Consider the following 19,419-nt stretch of genomic DNA (forward strand, 5'->3'; position numbering starts at 1 on the left):
AAGTATTTGGATTCGCTAATAGTGTGCACTCTCCCTGTACTTCTGAAGGAGTATCATTGATAAATTCTTGTGGTGGGTTCCCTCCTTCTCTTCGTGAACCTGGCTACTTCCGAATTCCCACTTCCGCTTTCCGACTTCAAAATCGGAAGACCCCGTAGGCACATTTGTTATAATTTAATGGGCTATTGGTACGTAGTAAGCCTCTTCTTAATTACCGTTTTCTAAATTTCAACCTTGACAACCCTTCATCTGTGATCAAGTCATATATGAATTCACAAGTCGAATAATAGCTGACTTGCCATTCAAAAGAAACTGTTGTTGTGATTGATATTGTTTCAGTAGTATCATCGACTTGATAAACTCCCGCAACATCAGATGCTGTTTCATTTACAAATGTGATGGTCCCATCATCTGTAAAGATTACGTACAAGGAGGTGTTAACTACCGGCTCAAATTGATTTGATGAATAGGGGAAACCTAGTTGTTCGATCAGTTCCCATTCTCCAACAATGGCTGAGGTCAAGCTAATTCCTTCCGGACATTCTTCTTCCATCGATTTCTCACAACTTGTAGCAATAAAAATAGTCAACATAAAAAACAAAGACCGGAATAATCGTTGGGCTTGGTAAAAAAGGCTGATGGAATAAGCTAAAAAAGAGCTTTTCTTATCCGCTTGGACGTAGATTTTAGTCATCATTTTATATTAATTAGCGCGTTAAAAACATCATATCACAAACAAACATGATCTTCTCCTTACACCTTTCCAATCTTACACTTTTCCAATCAGTGCGGGGTGCGGTAATGTGCGGAGTGCGGTTTAAAAATTCCGACTTCTCAATTCCGACTTCCGACCTTGAGCAGTTGGTGGTTGGGTGGTACCTTTACACCCTTCCACTATTCCAACCCTTACACCCTTGCTTAAACCTCCTCCTGAAAACTATCCAAGCTCTGGTAGATGATCTTGTGGATACGCTCGCGCAAGCCGAGTTTTTGCAGCTTATTGTTGTACTTGTCCGGATAAATGCGGTTGGAGAGGAAGATGAACACGAGGTCGTTGTCGGGGTCGGCCCAGACGCAGGTGCCGGTGAAGCCGGTGTGGCCAAAGGTTTCTTTGGAGGCGCCGTATGCTTGGAGGGATTTGGAGTGACCGGCCAGGCGATCAAAGCCGAAGCCGCGGTAGTTGTAGCCATTGCGGCTGGTAAACTTATCGATGGTAGCGGGCTGCAGGAATTGTTGGCCGCCGTAAGATCCGTGGTTGAGTAGCATTTGAAAGACGACGGCCAGGTCACGCGCATTGCTGAAAAGTCCGGCGTGGCCAGCAACACCTCCTAGTAGTAAGGCACTCTCGTCGTGTACTTCGCCGCGGACGACTTGCTTGCGCCATTTTTTGTCTAGCTCCGTAGGGACAATCTCTTCTTCCGGGATCTGCAAGCCGGGTCGAAACTGGAGGCGGTGCAAGCCCATGCGATTGTAGAAATACTGCTGCAAATAAGTGTCAAGCGGCTGTCCAGCGACCTCTTCGACGACTTGCTGGAGCAACAGAAAGTTCACATCACTGTAGCGGTAAAAGGGTCGACGAGGGGTGCGCACCTGTCCTAACTCTGTGAGCAAATCATCTCTAACACCGTTTTTTATATAAAAGTCTTTGCCAATGGCTGTAAGGTAGTTTTCACTTTTTTCGATGTGAAACAGATCGTCTTTACGCAGGAACTGAGCGATAGGTAAATTGGCTTGCAAGCCCGTTTGGTGCGCCAGCAAATGGCGTAAACGCAAATATTTAAGGCCGCTTTTTTGGTAGGCCGGGAGGTACGTTTGTAGGCGTTCAGATAAATCAACCTTCTCCTTATCATAGAGCTCCATCACAGCCAGGGTGGTTCCCGCAGCTTTGGTCAGCGAAGCGAGATCGTACACATCCTGTGGGTCAACGGGTTGTAGTTTATCGTAGGTATGGTAACCAAAGGTTTTGTCATAAACAATATGCCCCGCTTTGGCCACCAATACCTGACAACCAGGAATGGCTTTTTTACGGATGGCACGTTGCACATAATCGTCGATACTGGCCAATTTTTCCCGGTCAATGCCCGCCACCTCCGGTGGGCAATGCCCCAGTCGAGAAGCAGCCAACATACCACCAGAAGACATATTCAGGTTTTGGGCACCATACAATAATTGGGCCGCCATGGCCTGAGAGGTAGGCGCATTATCGGGTAAAAACAATACAGGAACGGGCAATTGCGCCAGATAGTCGTCTTCTGATTGACCAAAAAACAAGATTACCAGTGGCTGTTCTGAATACATTTTCATTAAGCCAGCAAAATCTGCCTTGAAATTCGAGAGGGAAGCATGGTCCAACAGCAACAAGGTGATCTCCTGTTCTTCACAAGCTTCGGGCAGTGTTGGCAATGTGCCTTCCCAGGTAAATTCACGAAAGTTGGTGCGCTCGCCTAAGTCATTTGAGAAAACGGGAAAGATGGTATTCACTGGTCGAACCAGCTTTACTTGCTGGGCCGGATGCAATGGAAAAATATTTCCAAAATTATGGTTTAAGACAATCTGATGCGTATAACGCTGCCAAGCGGCAAAATCAATGGTATCCAACAAGTGGCCAGCGACGGCACCACCGGCTACCCCGCCTACGGCAATTTCTGGCAACCAGTGATCATCTGACAATTCCAGCTCCTCTTCTTCGAAGCGGTCCAAACCATAATTATCGACCAGGGAAGAGGTATCCGCAGCGGGAACCTCCATTTCAGCAATGGGGAAAGGAAGATAAGTACGAAATGCAAAGAAGCAAAACAGGCCAGCGCTCAGTACTACGACTACCCGTGAAGTTGTGTTCATAATCAGTTTGGGGCTCACAAGAAGATTGACCGAAGCCTATGATCTCGTCGTTTTATGTTTGAAGTCGAATCCAACCGTTACAACGGAGGACCTTTCAAAAGAATAGTTAAGATTTTGTTAAAACTTTAAACTTTATGGAAAGATTAACGGGGTAGCGAAGTATTCAGCGACGTAGGTGCAACCGACGCCGAACAGAGGATGGTGGCAAAATTTTCCAGCGACGTAGGTGCAACCGACGCCCTCTGGGTCTTCGTGTATTCCATTACTTCTGACTTCCTTCCGATAGCTATCGGAACCGACTTCAATCACCTATTCCTCTTCCTCTCCACTAGTCGCCAGTCCAGCCAATTGACTGGCCAGACGGTGGCAGGTGAGTCCTGGATTTTTCCATAACTCTTCGGAGCTGAAACTCAACAGGCGATAGCCAGAAAGGCGTAAGCGATCCTTTTGCCAGTTTTCCCAATCGATGGTCGTGACCGTACCTTGGGCGATAAAGCCATCCGTCAGGAGGATAATTTCATCGCCCGTGGGGGCTGTGGCTAACAATACTTTCACCTCGATACCTCTCACCCTGGTGAAGCGCCATTCCCATCCGGGCAATTGTGCTTTGAGGCGATAGGTCAATTCACGGGCCAGCGAATCTGAGGCGGGCTGCTGAGGAATGGAAATGGGCCATTGTTGGCGTAAGCGATCGATCTCCCCGTAATCTTGGGTACTCACTGCGTGGGCCAGACCGATCATCAGGGTTTGCAGTTGCTCGCCGGGGCGATCCGACCAAGATTGCCGAACGGCTATTTCATCCAGCGGCAGCGAGTTGAGCACATGAATGGTTTGAGCCTGAGAAAATACTTGTTGTAAAACCTCCAGACTGGCAAGTTCCCGCCCTTGATTCAGGCGAGGCAACAGGGACGACAAATGCCCTTTGTAGTCAACAGGGCCATAAACCGGGGTATAAATGATCACCTCGAATTGCTGAGACATCGCATCCGCTGCCTGGAGTACCGTGAGGCCGTTGCGTTCCAGTTGTTGTACTAATTCCGCTCCAGGACTACGTTCCTTTTTGATGCGAAACAGCAGCTGTTGTACCAGGTCGCGTTGGGTAGCAGTGAGGGTGATAATACCGACCCTCGGGAAGGTTTTCAAGCCTTGCTTTTCGATGGCGTTCAGCAATTTTAGCACTTCCTGGGCTTCTACCTCATTGATTTGGTCTTGCTCGGAAAAGCGGCCATCTACCTGATGAAAAAACACCTGCGGTTGGCGACTGCTCCATTTTTCGGCAAGATTTGGCACCCGATCATCTGCACAAAAAACGGTGGGAATATTACCTTGCTTAAGGTACGTTACTACCCCTTGTTCCGAAAGAGTCAACTGATTGGTATCCGCAACTACCGCCAATTGCTTGGCGCGACTCAACAGGGTCTCCGCTTCGGAGCGGCTCAAATCCTGAGCTTTTTCTAAAACAACCAAATCATAATAAGGCACCAGTTCGGCTGCTACTTCCGGGTTGGCAAAGCTGATGGGGTAAGCATTGACGAATTGTTCTCCGTATTCCTGCATCAAAACCCCTAGGCTTTCGGGCCAGGTTTTTAGTGCAGATTTAAGTTGCTGCTGTGCTTTATTTCTGCGATTGGTCCACTCGTACTGGATAAAACCGGGTAGCTGTGCCCTCAACTGCTCCACTTCCTGGATGTACTTTTCTTTAGCTGCCGACCCCAGCGGCGAGAAGGGTGTATAGTGCTTTTGGAGCCCTTCATTAAAATACCAACTTGAGAAGGATGCCTCCCAATCTTTGGGTCGAGATCGGAGAATGGCCTGGATGGTTTTACGACTGATTTCAGACAAGGAAAACCAGTTGCGTTGCCAATTATAGAACCCTTCGTATTGCAAGAGCCCTTCCTGGCTCCTTTCCAATTGGTCGATGATTTCTTCGAGGTTCTTTTGCTGACGAGGCAGGGTCAAGGTTTTTGATTGTAGCGGAAGCTGGTACAATCCACTGGCATTGACTTCGTCGATAAAGACTTCGAGGTCGCGCTCAAGCAACTCAATCCCGGAAGAAGCATCTAAATCAGCAATAGCTGTTTTAAAGTTCAGGCGAACCATCTCCTCCTGAATCCCCTGAAAGAGATAATTGCGCCAGTTGTCCAAGGTCTCCCGAAACGAGATCAGCAAGGGAGCCAGCTTATCCAAAAGCTGACGTGGTTTCTGTTTAGGCCAATCAAAAGGAAATGGATCTAACTGGGTATGCAAATCTTTCAGCGCCTCATAATCGGCTTGCAAAGCATTTTTCTCTTCAAGTGCTTTTTGGTACTTGTTGGAAAAGCGGCCATAGATTTTCAAAGTCCGATCGCCTGAGCGGAGCGTATCTGCGCCGAAGGCATTGTGGCTGTCTTCCAGGCGTTGTTCAAGCCGCTCGAAGAGGTTCCTCAACTGTAGGTAACGCTGCTCGTGGAAGCCAGCCAATTGATCCGCATACTGGCTCTGGATGCGTACATAACGCTGGTGTAACTTACGCGCCTGGGCCAACAACTTTTGACTTGTGGTCGCAATAAACTCCTGGCTCTCCCTCAAATCCTGGTGAATAAAAATCGCTGCACTGAGGTTGCTCAGCGGATGGTGCAAGGTACCTATGGCTTCGTAGAGTGGCTTGGTAGCGAGCAGGGCCTTGCTGATTTCCTGGTATTCGCGAGGAGTAAAACTGTACTGAGAAGCATTTAACTGGCTTGCCAACAGCTCCTTGCCTTCTGCCCGGGCATAGTAAAGGTAAAACCCGAGAAGGTCAGACCAGGATTTGTCACCAAAGATTTTTTTCCTGGAAGCTTCGTACCAGGCATCGTACTGACGCTGGAGGCGATTGCACCGACTCAGAGTGGTTCGCCAACGCAGGGGGTCGTAAGTAGCGGGCGTTGTTTTGTTTTTATCAAAAGAAGCAATCAAGCCCTTGAGAATGGGTAAGTCCAGCAACGGGTCTTGCCAAAGCAAACCATAACCGTTTAAAGCCGTGATTTTATCAAGTTGTTGATAAAGGGCTTCCAGATTGGCTTTTTTTCGGGAAACGATCAAGCAAGACTTACCCTGTGCTAGGCTTAGCTTCAGCAGTTCGGCACTAATGGAGCTCAGGCCACTCTCCGGGTTACCTTCCGCTAGTGCGTACCTTTGGCCCAAAACTTGCTTGAAAAAATAATACTGTGCAGGTGCTAAACGCGATAATGCCAAATTGCCAATCGCCGATTCTTCGTGGGTAAACGGCTCATGGAAATGTACGGGCAAATCTCCATTGTTGCGCCAGTGGCTGGTATCCACCACTAGTCGGGCCGACCACCAAAGCTCTCCCGCCCCTTCCGGATCTATTTCTATTTGAGGCATTTGCGCCAATGCGGGCTGCCAACTGGAAGAACAATATTCCGTTTTTTCGGCAAGTGCTTGCGCAAACAGCCCCAATTGTTGTAGCGCTTCCGTGGAAGGCTGCAGGGCTGCTTCCAAGAGCTTTTCCCAGTCGTTGGGCGCGGTAGTACTTAATGCGGCAACTACTTTTCCATTGGATTCTCCTGCTGTCCCCACGTAGGTTTTCAGCACCCAATGAGGGCGGTTATTGACGGGCGGCTCCAGGATACAAGGCCAGCGTAAGAGGGGAATTCTGTTTAATTGCCCAGCTTCCTTGCGCAATAGATAGGGGTAAGTAAAATACAAGACCTGACGGCCTTCCAGGCGCTGTGCAGCGCGTTGTTCATTGAAAAAATGCCAAAGCTTTTTCTCCTGGTCAAAGCGCGGTTGAAGAATAATTTCTGCGGCACCAGTAGTCAACAGTGACTTCAACCAGTTGTAGGCCAAATCAGTGTCTTCAACCAGTGTCATCCAGTTCAAATATAGGTTAGCCCTAGAGGTCTCGATCATAGTCTTGAAGGTACAAATGCGGTGAGTTGTCAGTTTTTTGGCTGACTGTCAAAAATAGAGAGGGGAATTTAAATGGACAACTATTCCCGGGCTTTTGTCGGAAAAGAAAAAGTCGCGTGAGTGCATGCAGGTCACAAGGGACATATCTGGCCTTCTGGGGCAAATTCATGCATTTGCCCTAGAAGGCCAGATCAAGGAAAACTTACTTATTCACCACGCCACCGCTGATTTTCTCTCCATTGCGGTACATGTATTCCACCATGATATTACCTTCGGGATCATAGTCGCGTACAAGACCATCTAGTTGGCCCGCTTTGTAGGAAGCTTCCTTTTTCAGTTTACCATCGCGGTAATCGTATTCGCGCAGCACGCCATCCAGCTCACCGTCCTTGTAATTGGCGGTCATTTCCTCGCGGCCAAAGCGATATTTACCCCAAGGGCCATCCAGCTTATTGTTCTTATAGGTAGCCATCAACTCTGCCTGCCCGCGTTCGTTGAATTCCATGTACACGCCGGTGTAAAGGTCTTCAACAAAACTGATCACTTTTACGGGGAAACTACCCTCTGCGCTGTAATATGCCCAGGTACCGTTCTTTTTACCATTGATCATGGGGCCGGCTTCCATAATTTTCCCATCGGGCGTCAATAGCTTGGCCATGGAGGCACTGGTGCCAGGAATTGGTGTTATTTCATAATTACCAATCGAAATAGAAGAGGCTTCGGTCGCAGCAGCAGGTCCCGGTGAAGCATTGTTCTCACAGCTCCATAACAAGGCCAACGCCAGTACTAAAGAAAAAAACGTTCTCATCACAATAATTTTGTATCTCTGGAAATTTTTGTGTTTCAGGTCAATCGAAAGTAAAAATCACGCTCCTTACCAGTCGCTTAAGATTTTCACTTTAGCTTGACCACAAAAATTTCCAGAGAAGGGTAATTTTTGATTTTAAAAAGAGCCGTAAATGTAAGGGTCTTCCTGCTGAATTTGCTAATTTTCGCAATAAGGTCTATTTTTGATCCCCGGCAACATTTGCAACTTAGTAATATGACGGAAATAACTGATTCCATTTTTTCCAACGATTCGCGAATATTTTCACACAAGCTCCTTTTAGTTGCTTGCTTAGAAAATTTTAGCGAATCAAAAATGGAATAAGTTATTTTTGTTCCGTCACTTAGAACTGATCAGGCCGTACAACAGCAGGAATGAACGCAGAAAATTTCATGGAATACCTGGCACAGCCAGCTAAACTGTACCAACTACCGTATCAGGAAATAAAAAACCTGGTAGAGGAATACCCTTATTCTGCCAACCTCCGCCAGTTGCTACTTCTAAAAAGCAGGATCGAAAAAGATCCCAAATTTGAGCAATACCTCCACAATTTAGCCGCTCATACCTTTGATCGGGAACACCTCTACACTTTTATCCACGAAAAACTTCCCCAATTACTCGAATTGGACACAGAACCTGAGGAGCGCCTCGAACTCAAAGACCTTACGCAGCTTGTTAGTCCAGAGAAAGTACCTGTACGGCGAGAGGAAGACGTGTTTGAAGTCGGAGGTCAGAAGTCGGAAGTCGGAAGTAATGAGATGCGCGAAGACCTAGAGGAAAGTTCGCCACTAGGTAAACCAAATATTTCCGAATTCCGAATTCCTCCCGATAGCTCGGGATCTGATTTTGAAGTCGGAGGTCAGAAGTCGGATCCCGAGCTATCGGGAGGAAGTAACGAGACATACGAAGACCAGGAAGAGCGGGTTACCGAATTTATTGTTGGTGCCGCTTCAGAAGGACTAGACGAAAACTCGTCTCTGCCAGAACCTGACAATTCCGATTTTGAAGTCGGAAGTCAGAAGTCGGAAGTCGGAAGTGACGAGACACACGAAGAGCAAGAGGAGCGGGTTACCGAATTTATTGTTGGTGCCGCTTCAGAAGGACTAGACGAAAACTCGTCTCTGCCAGAACCTGACAATTCCGATTTTGAAGTCGGAAGTCAGAAGTCAGAAGTCGGAAGTGACGAGACACACGAAGACCAGGAGGAGCAGGTAATCGAATTCATTGTTGGGAGTAACGATTCTGCACAGGAAGAAAACTCGCCTCTAGCAAAACCTAATAATTCCGATTTTGAAGTCGGAAGTCAGAAGTCGGAAGTCGGAAGTAACGAGACACACGAAGACCAGGAGGAGCAGGTAATCGAATTCATTGTTGGGAGTAACGATTCTGCACAGGAGGAAATCTCGCCTCTAGCAGAAGCTGACAATTCCGATTTTGAAGTCGGAAGTCAGAAGGCGGATCCCGAGCTATCGGGAGGAAGTAACGAGACACACGAAGACCTAGAGGAAAGTACGCCACTAGGTAAACCAAATACTTCCGAATTCCGAATTCCTCCCGATGCCTCGGGATCCGACTTTGAAATACCTGCGTCCTTACTCCAGACCCTCATCAGTGGGTCGTTGTTAGTAGGTACTCCTTTGGTGCCAAAAGCGAAGGAGAATTTTGCCAGTTGGCAAAGCCAGCGCCAGCGCAAGGAAACAGCAAGCCGTTGGGAAAGGCTTCGCCAGCGCTCTGTACGTAGTACTGCGGACGAGGAAAATCCGTTAAAAGCCAAGGAGATGGCAAAACAAAGTGTGCAGGATCAAGCCAACCTCGCTTCGGAAACACTGGCCAAACTGCTGACGCGGCAGGGGCAATACCGCAAAGCCATAAAAATCTATGAGCGATTAAGCTTGTTATATCCAGAAAAAAGCCGTTACTTTGCGGCCACAATTGAAGAACTGAAACTAAAACAATAATAATATGATCACCGGCTTGACAATTCTGACCGCTCTGGTATGCTTGTTGCTGATGGGAGCCGTTCTCATTCAAAACCCCAAAGGAGGTGGAATTGATTCTACTTTCGGTGGTAGTTCAGCTAACCAAGTATTCGGTGCTGCGAAGTCTACGGACTTTATCGAAAAGGTTACCTGGTACTTGGCCATTGCACTGTTCGCGCTGTGCATTATCACTTCATTGGTAGCAGATAGCTCTGCCACTGATGCGATGGGCCTCTAAAAAAGAGCACACTAGCTTAAAAAAGCCTGACCGAGTTTTCGGTCAGGCTTTTTTTGTGGTACCGAGCATAGGATCGGTCGCTCCATAGGATCGGGTTTGAAACCCAATCCTACGGAGCGGAAAGAGCGGATAGCCTGTCCCACAGGGGAGCGCCCAAAAAAACGCCCCACTGACAAAACAACCCTGTCAAAAATTCACCTGCTACTTTTGATTTTGGGCGGATGCTCTGCCGCATTTGCTGACAACCTGTCGCTTTGTCAGCTTGGTTGCCTTTGGCACGTATTATGCTAATAGACCAATGTTGCCAGACTGGCAACTTTCCATGTAATTCATTAATTCAATTGATAATCAAACTTATTCATTTATGAAGCCCATCAACGACCGAGTAGTGATCAAGCCGGCTACGGCGGAAGAAACCACGAAGGGTGGTATCATTATTCCGGATACAGCCAAGGAAAAGCCACAGCGCGGCGAGGTTGTAGCAGTTGGTCCTGGTAAGGACGGCAACTTAATGACAGTACAAGTCGGCGATGTCGTACTTTACGGCAAATACGCTGGCCAGGAAATCAACTTCGAAGGAGAGGACTACCTCATCATGCGCGAAGACGACGTCCTGATCATTCTGTAGCTCTTAACAACGCTCACATCAAACTTCGAGAAGTTTGGCAAAGGATATTTGATCTTCTGATTCCTTTCCTCCTTCTCAGATTTTTCCAAAAAACTTAAAAACGAACTATAAATATGGCTAAGGAAATTAGCTTCAACAGAGACGCCCGGGAGAAACTACGCAATGGTGTAGATGCCCTGGCTAACGCCGTTAAAGTAACGCTCGGACCGAAAGGCCGCAACGTGGTTATCCAAAAAAGCTTTGGTGCACCACAGGTGACCAAGGATGGTGTTACGGTTGCCAAAGAAATTGAACTGGAAGACGCGGTAGCCAACATGGGCGCCCAGATGGTAAAAGAAGTGGCTAGCAAAACTGCTGACATTGCGGGTGACGGTACCACTACTGCTACCGTTTTGGCGCAAGCTATGATCGCTGCTGGTTTGAAAAACGTTACTGCTGGTGCCAACCCCATGGACCTCAAGCGTGGTATCGACAAGGCCGTCAAAGAAGTAATCGCTGACCTCAGGAAGCAAAGTGAAGTGATTGGTGACGACTTTGAAAAAATTCAGCAAGTAGGTTCGATCTCGGCCAACAACGACAATGAAATCGGCTCTCTCATCGCCGACGCCATGAAGCGCGTGAGCAAAGATGGTGTGATCACGGTAGAAGAAGCCAAAGGTACCGACACCTACGTGGAGGAAGTACTGGGTATGCAGTTTGACCGCGGCTACTTGTCTCCTTATTTCGTGACCGATGCCGAAAACATGGTAACGGAATACGATAATCCTTACATCCTGATTCACGACAAGAAGATCAGCAATATGCAGGACATCGTTCCTGTGTTGGAAAAAGTAGTTCAGGCTGGTCGTCCGTTATTGATCATTGCCGAAGATATCGAAAGCCAGGCACTGGGCGTATTGGTGGTCAACCGCCTGCGTGCACAGTTGAAGATCGTTGCCGTGAAGGCTCCTGGTTTTGGTGATCGCCGCAAAGCGATGCTGGAAGATATTGCCGTACTGACAGGTGGTACTGTGATCAGCGAAGAGAAAGGCTACAAGCTCGACAGCGTAGAGCTGGCTCACTTGGGTCAGGCCGAGAAAATCACGGTTGACAAAGACAACACCACTATCGTAGACGGTGCTGGTAAAGAAGATCAGATTACAGCCCGGATCAACCAGATCAAGGCGCAGATCGAATCTACCACTTCTGACTACGACCGCGAGAAGCTCCAGGAGCGTCTGGCTAAATTGTCTGGCGGAGTAGCTGTACTGTACGTAGGCGCGCCTACCGAAGTAGAGATGAAAGAGAAGAAAGACCGCGTTGATGATGCCCTCCACGCTACCCGCGCAGCGGTAGAAGAAGGTATCGTAGCCGGTGGTGGTGTAGCACTGGTACGTGCTATTGCTGCCCTTGAAGGCATGAAAGGCGATAACGAAGATCAGACGATCGGTATCAACATCGTTCGCAAAGCACTGGAATCACCACTACGCACCATTGCTGACAATGCAGGTGTAGAAGGCAGTGTGATCCTACAAAACGTGATGACGGGCAAAGGAGCCTATGGCTACAACGCTCGCACCGACGTTTTCGAAGACCTCAAGAAAGCTGGTGTCATTGATCCTACCAAAGTGACGCGCATTGCCCTGGAGAATGCTGCTTCGATCTCTGGTATGGTATTGACCACCGAATGTGTCATCAACGACAAGCCCGAGCCCGAAGGTTCAGGTATGCCTGGTGGTATGCCCGGCGGCATGGGTGGCATGGGCGGCATGATGTAAATCTTGCCGTAAAGACGCAAAATGTGTCGTGGAGATGCGATGCATCGCGTCTGTATAGCTTAAAAAAAAGCCCCCCGCACCAAAAGTACGGAGGGCTTTTTTATAGGTGTAAGGGTGTAAAAGTTTTATGGTGTAAGGGTTGGTGAGGCCTCTAGTGGCGTCCAAACATGCATGAATGTATTTATACCCGTTACTAAGTGGTCTGGGACATTCTCACTTGTCCTTTTTTGCTCTGACTGCGTTAAAAAGCCTCGCCGAAGCTTAGGCTTCGCCTACGTTTTTCGCCTTGGCAGAGCAAAAAATGACGTTGCGATAATATTCCCAGACCACTTAGTGCCGGGTATATACGAATGGCACGTTAATACTTCACGCCCAACGCCTACTCCAAGTTGCCTTCCTCCTCCTCTAGCGTGCGATCAACGGTAGGAGCAGTACTGATCTTATAGATCAAAAAACCAATACCCGCCACGATGTGAAGGATAACGACAAATGCGATCACATATAATAAAGTGTTACTCTCTCCCATAAAGCAGTTGTTTTGAACAAAGCTCGGGAAGAAAACCACCTCAAACAGTAACCTGGATCACATTATCAAAACTCCATCACCAAAGTACCACCAAAACTCCGTGGTGCGGAGGGAATAATTCCCGGCCCTGGGTAACCCGTAGTCCGCCGGGTGAAGTAACTGTTATCCAGCAAGTTGTTGACGTTGGCTTCTACTTTTAGCCATTTGAGGAAACGATACGATAGGCTCAAATCCAGGATACTATATGCGGGTACAGAGCCGATGATGCCGCTGAGGTTATCCTGCTTGTTTTGGGGGGCGTTGGTGGCATCGGTATACTGCTCAGAGAGGTAGGTATATTGGATCGACCCCAGCAGGTTTTTGTAGCCAAAGCGCAGGCCGGTCTTTACATTGACAGCGGGCATAAACTCTACCCGCTTGCCGGCTACGTTGGGAATTTCGGAAGCGAAATACTCGGAGTGCGTAAGGGCTAAATTGATGAAGTAGTTGAGCTGCATCTCTGACTGCTCTTTTTGCGAAAAAGTGCCCAGTAGGTTCCAATCCAGCAAGCCCTCTAAACCAAAAATGAAAGCTTGGCCGATATTGCCGCGCCAGCGTACCGGGGGACCTGGTACTTCAATGGTTACCCCCTCGGCAGTTACGCGTGTGCGTGGGCGCAGTACTTCACCCAGGCGATCATCATACAAGAGGCCAAAGCCGCCGACTTCAAAAGTCACTTTATCCAAGCGGCCGCGCCAACCCATGTCGGCTGTAAAGCCACGCTCATCGCTGATGTTGGGATCTACCTGATCGGAGGGGTTGACCACCCGAATATCGGAGAAGGTGACGGAGCGGAAGTTCTGGGAAAAATTGAGGTACCACTCTGTGTTGGGTGCTGGTTTAAAGCTGAGTCCCAAACCTGCGAGGAAGATATTGCGCGCAAAATCGCGATTGTCTTCGAAGTACTGATCACGAATGGGATTGCCCGCCAGGTCGCGATCAATGGCCCGGAAACCACCGTCGCTACGAGTTCGGATGTATTCGTAACGCAAGCCGGGGGTCAGTGACAAATTGTCACGGAGGTAGAAGATATTTTCGATAAAGAATGCCAGGTTACGGTTGGGGAAGGTGAAGTCCGACTGCGCATCGTAGGTAGGAAATTGCGCCAAAGCCGGCCTGAAATCCGCATCCGTACCATTGGTGCCAGGGCCTTGGAAAGCTTCGTTGGTGGAATGGTAATACTTATTGCCAATCAGAAAAACAGCATCATGGCGGCCAATTTTATAGCGGTTCAATAAGCGGGTTTCTACGCCCCAATTATTGAAGTCTCCAATTAGCAAATCTCTCGGGGCTTCCAGATCATCTACCTGGCTCACCCGATTGGTACGGAAGCCTACCGCTTTACGGCTGGCGTCCAAACCAAAAAACTGCACGGATACATCCGTATTCACCGAAAACTTGTGGTCCAGCCGTAAGGCATACAACAACCAATCGACAGCAAACCAATTGCGGGTACGGTTACTGTAGCTCGGATCGCGGTAAAACTGAGCATCCGTCAAGCCTCCCGCCTGATGGGCTACATAATCAAGGTACGTCACTTCAGCGGCCAACTTGGTAGCGGGCGTCAGTTGATACCCGAAGTGTGCGTAAAAATTGTGGGATTTGAAATCAGCATTAGGCCGAAAGCCGTCTCCTTGTTTGTAATTGTAGAAGGTGTAATAACTGAACTTCCCCAAGGTACCCGACAAGCTATTGAAAGTCGTCCGCAGGCCAAAGGAACCGAGCGTTTGGCGGCTGGTCAGTGCGATTTTTTCGGGCGATGGTTTTTTAAAAACAAAATTCACCAAGCCGCCAAACTGGGTACCGTACTGTAAAGAAGCCGCACCGCGAATGATTTGAATCTCCCGCAGGGCCTCCGCTGGTGGCGTGTAGTAGCTTTCGGGGTAGCCTAGCACATCGGCGCTTATATCGTAGCCATTCTGGCGGGTGTTGAAGCTGGCAGAGCGATTGGGGTCAAGGCCACGCCCGCCGATATTGAGTTGCAGCCCGGCATCATTGGCTTCCTGGATATTGAGGCCGCTGACTTGAGCATAGATTTGGCGAGCGTTGTTGGCTGCGGCGTTGACGGTCAGTTGATCTAGCAAAATCACTTCGGTCTTTTTACCCGCGTATATGGCCGTTCCTTCCACGGCCCGCAAGCGTTTGAGGGCGTAGATGCGCTCCTGCTCTTCGCGCACCACAACGGCCGAGAGTTGTACTTGCAAGTCCGTCAAGCGAAAATCTTGTTCAACATCCTGGCCTTTGATCACCAATTCTTCCTCAATCGTATTGTACCCCTCCAGAAAAAGGTAGACGGTATAAGTATCATTAGGGAGTTCCGTAATCGAAAAAGCCCCCTTACGATCCGTCAAGGCGGTTCTGCTGATGCCCGGAAGAAATACTTCTACGCCGGGGATGGGTTCGCTGGTAGCCGCGTCAAGTACGTGGCCACTGAAGGTGTGTTGCGCTTGCAGGTTGCCCCCCCAAAGACAAGCAATAAACAAGATCAAAAGAAGTAGGTGCTGAGGATAAGCATTAGAAGGTAGGAAGTAAGCATTGCATTCCTCCCCTATCCTTTCTCCGCCCAGACCAGTCATTAATAATTTCATAAAACGATCTTAGTAATTTAGCTTCGCTGATGACCTTCGGTGATCGTCACTTCGTTCCTCGGAGTTGTCGTACCTTCTCAGAGTTGACGAAAATAACTGATTCCATTCCAGCCTGCATACCGCAGGTAGGCAGATTTTGTTCCGTCGCTTAGGCTTGTATAAAATCCCTATGCCTTCTACCAAAGACTTATATTCCTTTGATCTCATCGCGAAAAGGCAAGAGCCAGTTTTTGTGCTTTAAAGAAATTTCGACCTGCGCCAAATCAACGTCAGGATCAACGAAAGGTTGACTTCCTCTACCATTGAGGGCAACATAACTCTCCACGTACACTTGCGGGTTTTTCACACCTCTATCCCGATAAACCTCCGCCAGGTAATGCGCATATTCCAGAATAAAATCCGGCTGAAAAGCCATTTGTTTTTCCTGAAAGGGGTTGAGAAACTCGCTGTTATCTACGTAGAATTGGCGGCCGGATGCTTTTTCCACAATCTTGAATTGGGCGTAACCCGCCTTTTCCATCAGCATCACCCGCCAGGAGAAGCGAAAGCCCTGCTCCGTCCAAAACAACTCGCCGGGGTACATAAGGTATCGAAAAGGCAATAATAACTGTAGCGCGAAGAAGCACGTAAGGATGCCGAGGGTCAATTTATTCCGCCAGGGTTTAGGGGTAGAAGGATGCGTGACGATTGCATCGCCGCTTTGAGTAGAGGGTAGAGGGACTTTAGAAATAAGCGGCTTTAATGCCAGCCTCTCCCCTAGCCTACTGATTGCTTTCAATATTTTTTCGTGCACTGCTGGTTCAAAAAAGATCAACGTACTCACAATCATGATGTAAGGAAACATGCCGATGGGAAAGAGGATTCGCGTAAGCAAATGAAAAACGACCACCGCTACAAAGGCAAATCCCCTGGTAGGTCGATACCACAGTAGAAAAGGAATAAAGAGATCGTACAAAGCACCCGACCAACTGAGGGCATAAGCCACCCAGGTTTCCTTTAACAGGGGCCCAATCAGCGGAATACTCTCCTTGGTAGCCAGCCAGATGCTCAGCGGTTTTGCCTCCAAAAGCCAATCGGAATTGAGCTTCGCCAGGCCTGCGTAAAAATAAACGATGGTCAGCAGGAGTTTCACCGCATCAATGGCCCAACGTGGCACCAATGGCTCCGATTTTTGGCGCGCATCCAAGGAGTAATACGCGGCAGCGGGCAGGAAAAACAACAAAAAACTCAGCACACTAACGAAGTAGTAATGGTTGAGATAGGTCGTTTTGTCCATCAATTCGATGTAGGTAAACGTACAGAAAAAGACCGCAACGGCCAGTCGGTAACGGTACCCAAGTGTGATCAGAAGAGCGGCCAGCCCACAAAGCACAAAGAGCAGGTAAGTGTACCCGCCCAATGGCCTGACCCAATCAAAACCATAAAACGTAAAATGAAACGAAGGTTCCAGGTACAGCTTTTCAATCCACCCAAGTGCAGCAAAGCGGATCAGACTGATCAGCATCAGGATGCCAAAAAAAATCCGAAAGACCGCCAATGGAGCAGCACTGGTAGTGGATTGAAAATAGGCTGATAGCTTTTCGTTAATCGCCATCCGCATCGACATAATCTACGTTAATGTTCAGCTTTTGCAGCATGTCGACTTTAAGGTTGATCACGTTGATCTGCAGCTGATCGTAAGTGGCCAGCATAGCAGTATTATCCATGGCAATTTGCTCCGTAAAGTCATCCGCCAGGGTGCTTGCTTGCTGTCGAGCAGTGTTGAATTGTTCGTTAATGACATCCGCTAAGGGAACGCCATTTTTCTCCGCGTTCAAATCTGTAAGATAGGCTGCAAGACTAGGCCCTGTATTTGTGCCAGCAAAAGATTTGCCATTGAAAAAATCTTGAACGGCATCTAAGCTAGCCAATAACAGCGTCTTGGAGAAATCTCTTCGATAGTAAGCCTCCACCGTATTCTCAAGGGGAGCGCCAGAAAAAACGCCCGCTGGAATTCCTACTTTACCGGCACGCAAGTGCTTTTCGTAATAGAAGATGTAGTCATTCACAAAGCGATCTACCGAAGCCGTGGCAGAGTTTCCACTACTGGCCACAAACTCATCACGGTAGCGACTTGTCCAATCATTAAGTACTACTTGCGCTAGGCCATTAATACGGTTAACTACAGCCTGTAGGTAATTGCGATAGTTTTCGTTGGTTGCGTAAATAGCAACCACCTCCGCGGGTGTTGAACTCACCCCATAGAGCAGGTAATCCAGAGCAGGAAAACCCTGCTGGTCATTGGTAGAAGGCAGCTCCAGATTGTAAGTACCCGTGGAAATATTTGCTTCCAAAGCCATCACATCTACGGGGTAAATGTTCAGGTTATTGGTCAGAAGTAGTTCTTCGGCTTTACCGATTTCAAACATGGCAACTGCTTGCCAGCCCAGGTAAGCTGCTTCCCAGGCAGTGCGTAGGTTCAACAAATGAACTTCCGTAGGTACTCCAATAAACACATCAGTAGCCTCCTGTAAGTCGGTGGTCTTTTCCGCAAAAGCGGTATAAGCAGGAATGATGATCTGGTCCGTCCAGTGACTCAACATCGCCTGGCGGTCGAAATTGTCGGTAGGTTGAGGGTTTTCCTCCTCCCCACAGGCAAATAAATTGACCACCAATAAGAGTAATAAAAGCTTCTTCATTTGTTTACTAGTTTTATTGTCCGTCAAGGTAGAATTCACAAATCCTGCCTTGACGGACTTTATAACGGACGCAGCAAGGGTTACTCTGCCGCTTGGGCAACGGTAAATTTAAAAGCAGCCGCAATTTCTTCCGACATCGTCTGCAACGTTTCCGCACGAACATCCCACAGGCCATTGGGGCCATCATCCAGCAAATCCGCTAGAAAAGCATCTACCTCACTGGCTGAAAAATAAGGCGCATCCGTACCTGGCCGACGGGTAAACTGAAGGCTGTAAATAAAACCATAAGCTTCTGACAAGTCGTGAAAAACAGTACCATAAGCAACGGGAGTATTGGCTAATACAAACTTGGCCTGTTGCAAATAATAGACAACGCGTACCCCTATGATCTCTGAAATTTTTTCCCTGATGATGTCTGCCTGCTCATCACGAATACCATATTCTCCTGCGACGATTGCCGCGCGGCCCTTTGTAAAAGCTGCAAAAAGGTCAGCAGAGATTCCCTGGAAATCAGGGTCACCTTCCATGCGGCCAACGTATTTATTCAAAAAACTATCGTCAGCACCAATCGTCAGGTTGGGCTCAGCAGGGTTGACCGACAAACCGTAGAGATAACCGTAAGCTTCGTCCCACTTGTGTTCCATGCTTGTATAAGCCTCGCCTTCCTCGGTGACACCATCATCATTGTCTTCTCGGTTGCTTGCTTCGTCTAGCACCGTGGTACTAAGATAGTTGTTCAACATTTGATCGACGACCAGGGCACCAATCAGCCCTTTGTTTACCATCTGATCATACTCCAAACCTTGCGCATTGACGTACCTAGTACTGTTTCCATCAGCAATTTGCCCAGGGGTACCAGGAGTAGCTAATTGCTGGCTGGCTGGAAAAACCTCGTTAACCTGGGCACTGATCCACTGGTCAAAAGCTTGGCGAATCGCCGCTGAACCTACCGTATTGGTAGCAAAATAATCCTTAGAGGCTGCAACCTTGGAACGAATACTTTTCGTGGAAGCATTAAGCTCTGGATTTGCAAAAGGGGTGGCACCATCAGGGTTGGCAAACATGGCGAGCAAGTCTTGCTCGGTAGCAGAAAAGCTCAACAAGCCATCCACCAACTCCTCTCCCATCAGGAGTCGGGTCGTTTGCCCACTAAAATCCACCGTAGAGACGTTATTGCGCTGAAAATTATACGTTGTAGGTACCTCAATCATTGGGGTTGGTACATCGTCATCATCACAGGCAAAAAAATTGGTGATACTCAATATAGAAAGCAGGGTGATTAATCGAAAATTCATTTGGTTGTATTTATTTAAACTAAATCTAAATAACAACGCAAATGTAGTATGCCAGCCCCATTTATGAGAATTATTTGCCCTTCAAATAAGGTCTATCCCTAATTTATACCTAACCATTAGGTAAGCTACTAGC

13 protein-coding genes are annotated in these 19,419 nt (G+C 48.1%); 4 read left to right on the forward strand and 9 right to left on the reverse strand.

The window, feature by feature from the left end; all coding sequences use genetic code 11:
• Nucleotides 1-211: 211 nt before the first annotated feature.
• From AB0L18_RS25835 to AB0L18_RS25850, 4 genes are all read right to left on the reverse strand, one after another.
• Nucleotides 212-697 carry a hypothetical protein gene (locus AB0L18_RS25835; RefSeq protein ID WP_367390212.1) on the reverse strand — a complete coding sequence of 162 codons (486 nt, stop codon included), beginning with the start codon at nucleotides 695-697 and terminating at the stop codon, nucleotides 212-214.
• A 221-nt stretch (nucleotides 698-918) separates the two neighbouring features.
• Nucleotides 919-2,841 (reverse strand): serine hydrolase domain-containing protein, encoded by a 1,923-nt coding sequence (locus AB0L18_RS25840; protein WP_367390213.1) that lies wholly within the window; start codon nucleotides 2,839-2,841, stop codon nucleotides 919-921.
• Between the two features lie 309 nt (nucleotides 2,842-3,150).
• Entirely contained in the window at nucleotides 3,151-6,693 is a 3,543-nt protein-coding gene (locus AB0L18_RS25845; RefSeq protein ID WP_367390214.1) for a hypothetical protein, read from the reverse strand.
• 241 nt (nucleotides 6,694-6,934) lie between these two features.
• A complete protein-coding gene (locus tag AB0L18_RS25850; RefSeq protein ID WP_367390215.1) occupies nucleotides 6,935-7,540 on the reverse strand; it encodes a toxin-antitoxin system YwqK family antitoxin in 606 nt (201 codons plus the stop codon).
• Nucleotides 7,541-7,932: 392 nt separating this feature from the next.
• Here AB0L18_RS25850 and AB0L18_RS25855 point away from each other — a divergent pair, with 392 nt between their 5' ends.
• The 4 genes from AB0L18_RS25855 (at nucleotide 7,933) to groL (ending at nucleotide 12,160) form a co-directional block, all read left to right on the forward strand.
• A complete protein-coding gene (locus AB0L18_RS25855; protein ID WP_367390216.1) occupies nucleotides 7,933-9,516 on the forward strand; it encodes a hypothetical protein in 1,584 nt (527 codons plus the stop codon).
• Between the two features lie 4 nt (nucleotides 9,517-9,520).
• On the forward strand, nucleotides 9,521-9,775 hold the full coding sequence (gene secG, locus AB0L18_RS25860) for a preprotein translocase subunit SecG (RefSeq protein ID WP_020534185.1): 255 nt from the start codon (nucleotides 9,521-9,523) through the stop codon (nucleotides 9,773-9,775).
• Nucleotides 9,776-10,139: 364 nt separating this feature from the next.
• Nucleotides 10,140-10,403, forward strand: a complete 264-nt coding sequence (gene groES / locus AB0L18_RS25865; protein ID WP_367390217.1) for a co-chaperone GroES — start codon at nucleotides 10,140-10,142, stop codon at nucleotides 10,401-10,403.
• Nucleotides 10,404-10,516: 113 nt separating this feature from the next.
• A complete protein-coding gene (gene groL / locus AB0L18_RS25870; protein ID WP_367390218.1) occupies nucleotides 10,517-12,160 on the forward strand; it encodes a chaperonin GroEL in 1,644 nt (547 codons plus the stop codon).
• A gap of 379 nt (nucleotides 12,161-12,539) precedes the next feature.
• Here the strand turns inward: groL and AB0L18_RS25875 are convergent, their stop codons facing one another.
• The 5 genes from AB0L18_RS25875 to AB0L18_RS25895 form a co-directional block, all read right to left on the reverse strand.
• Entirely contained in the window at nucleotides 12,540-12,686 is a 147-nt protein-coding gene (locus tag AB0L18_RS25875) for a hypothetical protein (protein WP_367390219.1), read from the reverse strand.
• 65 nt (nucleotides 12,687-12,751) lie between these two features.
• A complete protein-coding gene (locus AB0L18_RS25880; RefSeq protein WP_367390220.1) occupies nucleotides 12,752-15,313 on the reverse strand; it encodes a TonB-dependent receptor in 2,562 nt (853 codons plus the stop codon).
• Between the two features lie 187 nt (nucleotides 15,314-15,500).
• Nucleotides 15,501-16,907, reverse strand: a complete 1,407-nt coding sequence (locus AB0L18_RS25885; protein ID WP_367390221.1) for an HTTM domain-containing protein — start codon at nucleotides 16,905-16,907, stop codon at nucleotides 15,501-15,503.
• Nucleotides 16,897-17,991, reverse strand: coding sequence for an imelysin family protein (locus AB0L18_RS25890; protein ID WP_367390222.1), 1,095 nt, complete (start codon nucleotides 17,989-17,991; stop codon nucleotides 16,897-16,899). Before AB0L18_RS25890 ends, AB0L18_RS25885 begins: the two co-directional genes overlap by 11 nt.
• Before the next feature lie 80 nt (nucleotides 17,992-18,071).
• Nucleotides 18,072-19,286, reverse strand: a complete 1,215-nt coding sequence (locus AB0L18_RS25895) for a DUF4856 domain-containing protein (RefSeq protein WP_367390223.1) — start codon at nucleotides 19,284-19,286, stop codon at nucleotides 18,072-18,074.
• Nucleotides 19,287-19,419: the final 133 nt, after the last annotated feature.

It is taken from the genome of Lewinella sp. LCG006 (genome assembly GCF_040784935.1).
Classification (GTDB): domain Bacteria; phylum Bacteroidota; class Bacteroidia; order Chitinophagales; family Saprospiraceae; genus Lewinella.

Coding starts and splice junctions, on each gene's coding strand:
- AB0L18_RS25835 (WP_367390212.1), bottom strand. CDS start 697: ATGATGACTAAAATCTACGTCCAAGCGGATAAGAAAAGCTCTTTTTTA.
- AB0L18_RS25840 (WP_367390213.1), bottom strand. CDS start 2,841: ATGAACACAACTTCACGGGTAGTCGTAGTACTGAGCGCTGGCCTGTTT.
- AB0L18_RS25845 (WP_367390214.1), bottom strand. CDS start 6,693: ATGACACTGGTTGAAGACACTGATTTGGCCTACAACTGGTTGAAGTCA.
- AB0L18_RS25850 (WP_367390215.1), bottom strand. CDS start 7,540: ATGAGAACGTTTTTTTCTTTAGTACTGGCGTTGGCCTTGTTATGGAGC.
- AB0L18_RS25855 (WP_367390216.1), top strand. CDS start 7,933: ATGAACGCAGAAAATTTCATGGAATACCTGGCACAGCCAGCTAAACTG.
- secG (WP_020534185.1), top strand. CDS start 9,521: ATGATCACCGGCTTGACAATTCTGACCGCTCTGGTATGCTTGTTGCTG.
- groES (WP_367390217.1), top strand. CDS start 10,140: ATGAAGCCCATCAACGACCGAGTAGTGATCAAGCCGGCTACGGCGGAA.
- groL (WP_367390218.1), top strand. CDS start 10,517: ATGGCTAAGGAAATTAGCTTCAACAGAGACGCCCGGGAGAAACTACGC.
- AB0L18_RS25875 (WP_367390219.1), bottom strand. CDS start 12,686: ATGGGAGAGAGTAACACTTTATTATATGTGATCGCATTTGTCGTTATC.
- AB0L18_RS25880 (WP_367390220.1), bottom strand. CDS start 15,313: ATGAAATTATTAATGACTGGTCTGGGCGGAGAAAGGATAGGGGAGGAA.
- AB0L18_RS25885 (WP_367390221.1), bottom strand. CDS start 16,907: ATGGCGATTAACGAAAAGCTATCAGCCTATTTTCAATCCACTACCAGT.
- AB0L18_RS25890 (WP_367390222.1), bottom strand. CDS start 17,991: ATGAAGAAGCTTTTATTACTCTTATTGGTGGTCAATTTATTTGCCTGT.
- AB0L18_RS25895 (WP_367390223.1), bottom strand. CDS start 19,286: ATGAATTTTCGATTAATCACCCTGCTTTCTATATTGAGTATCACCAAT.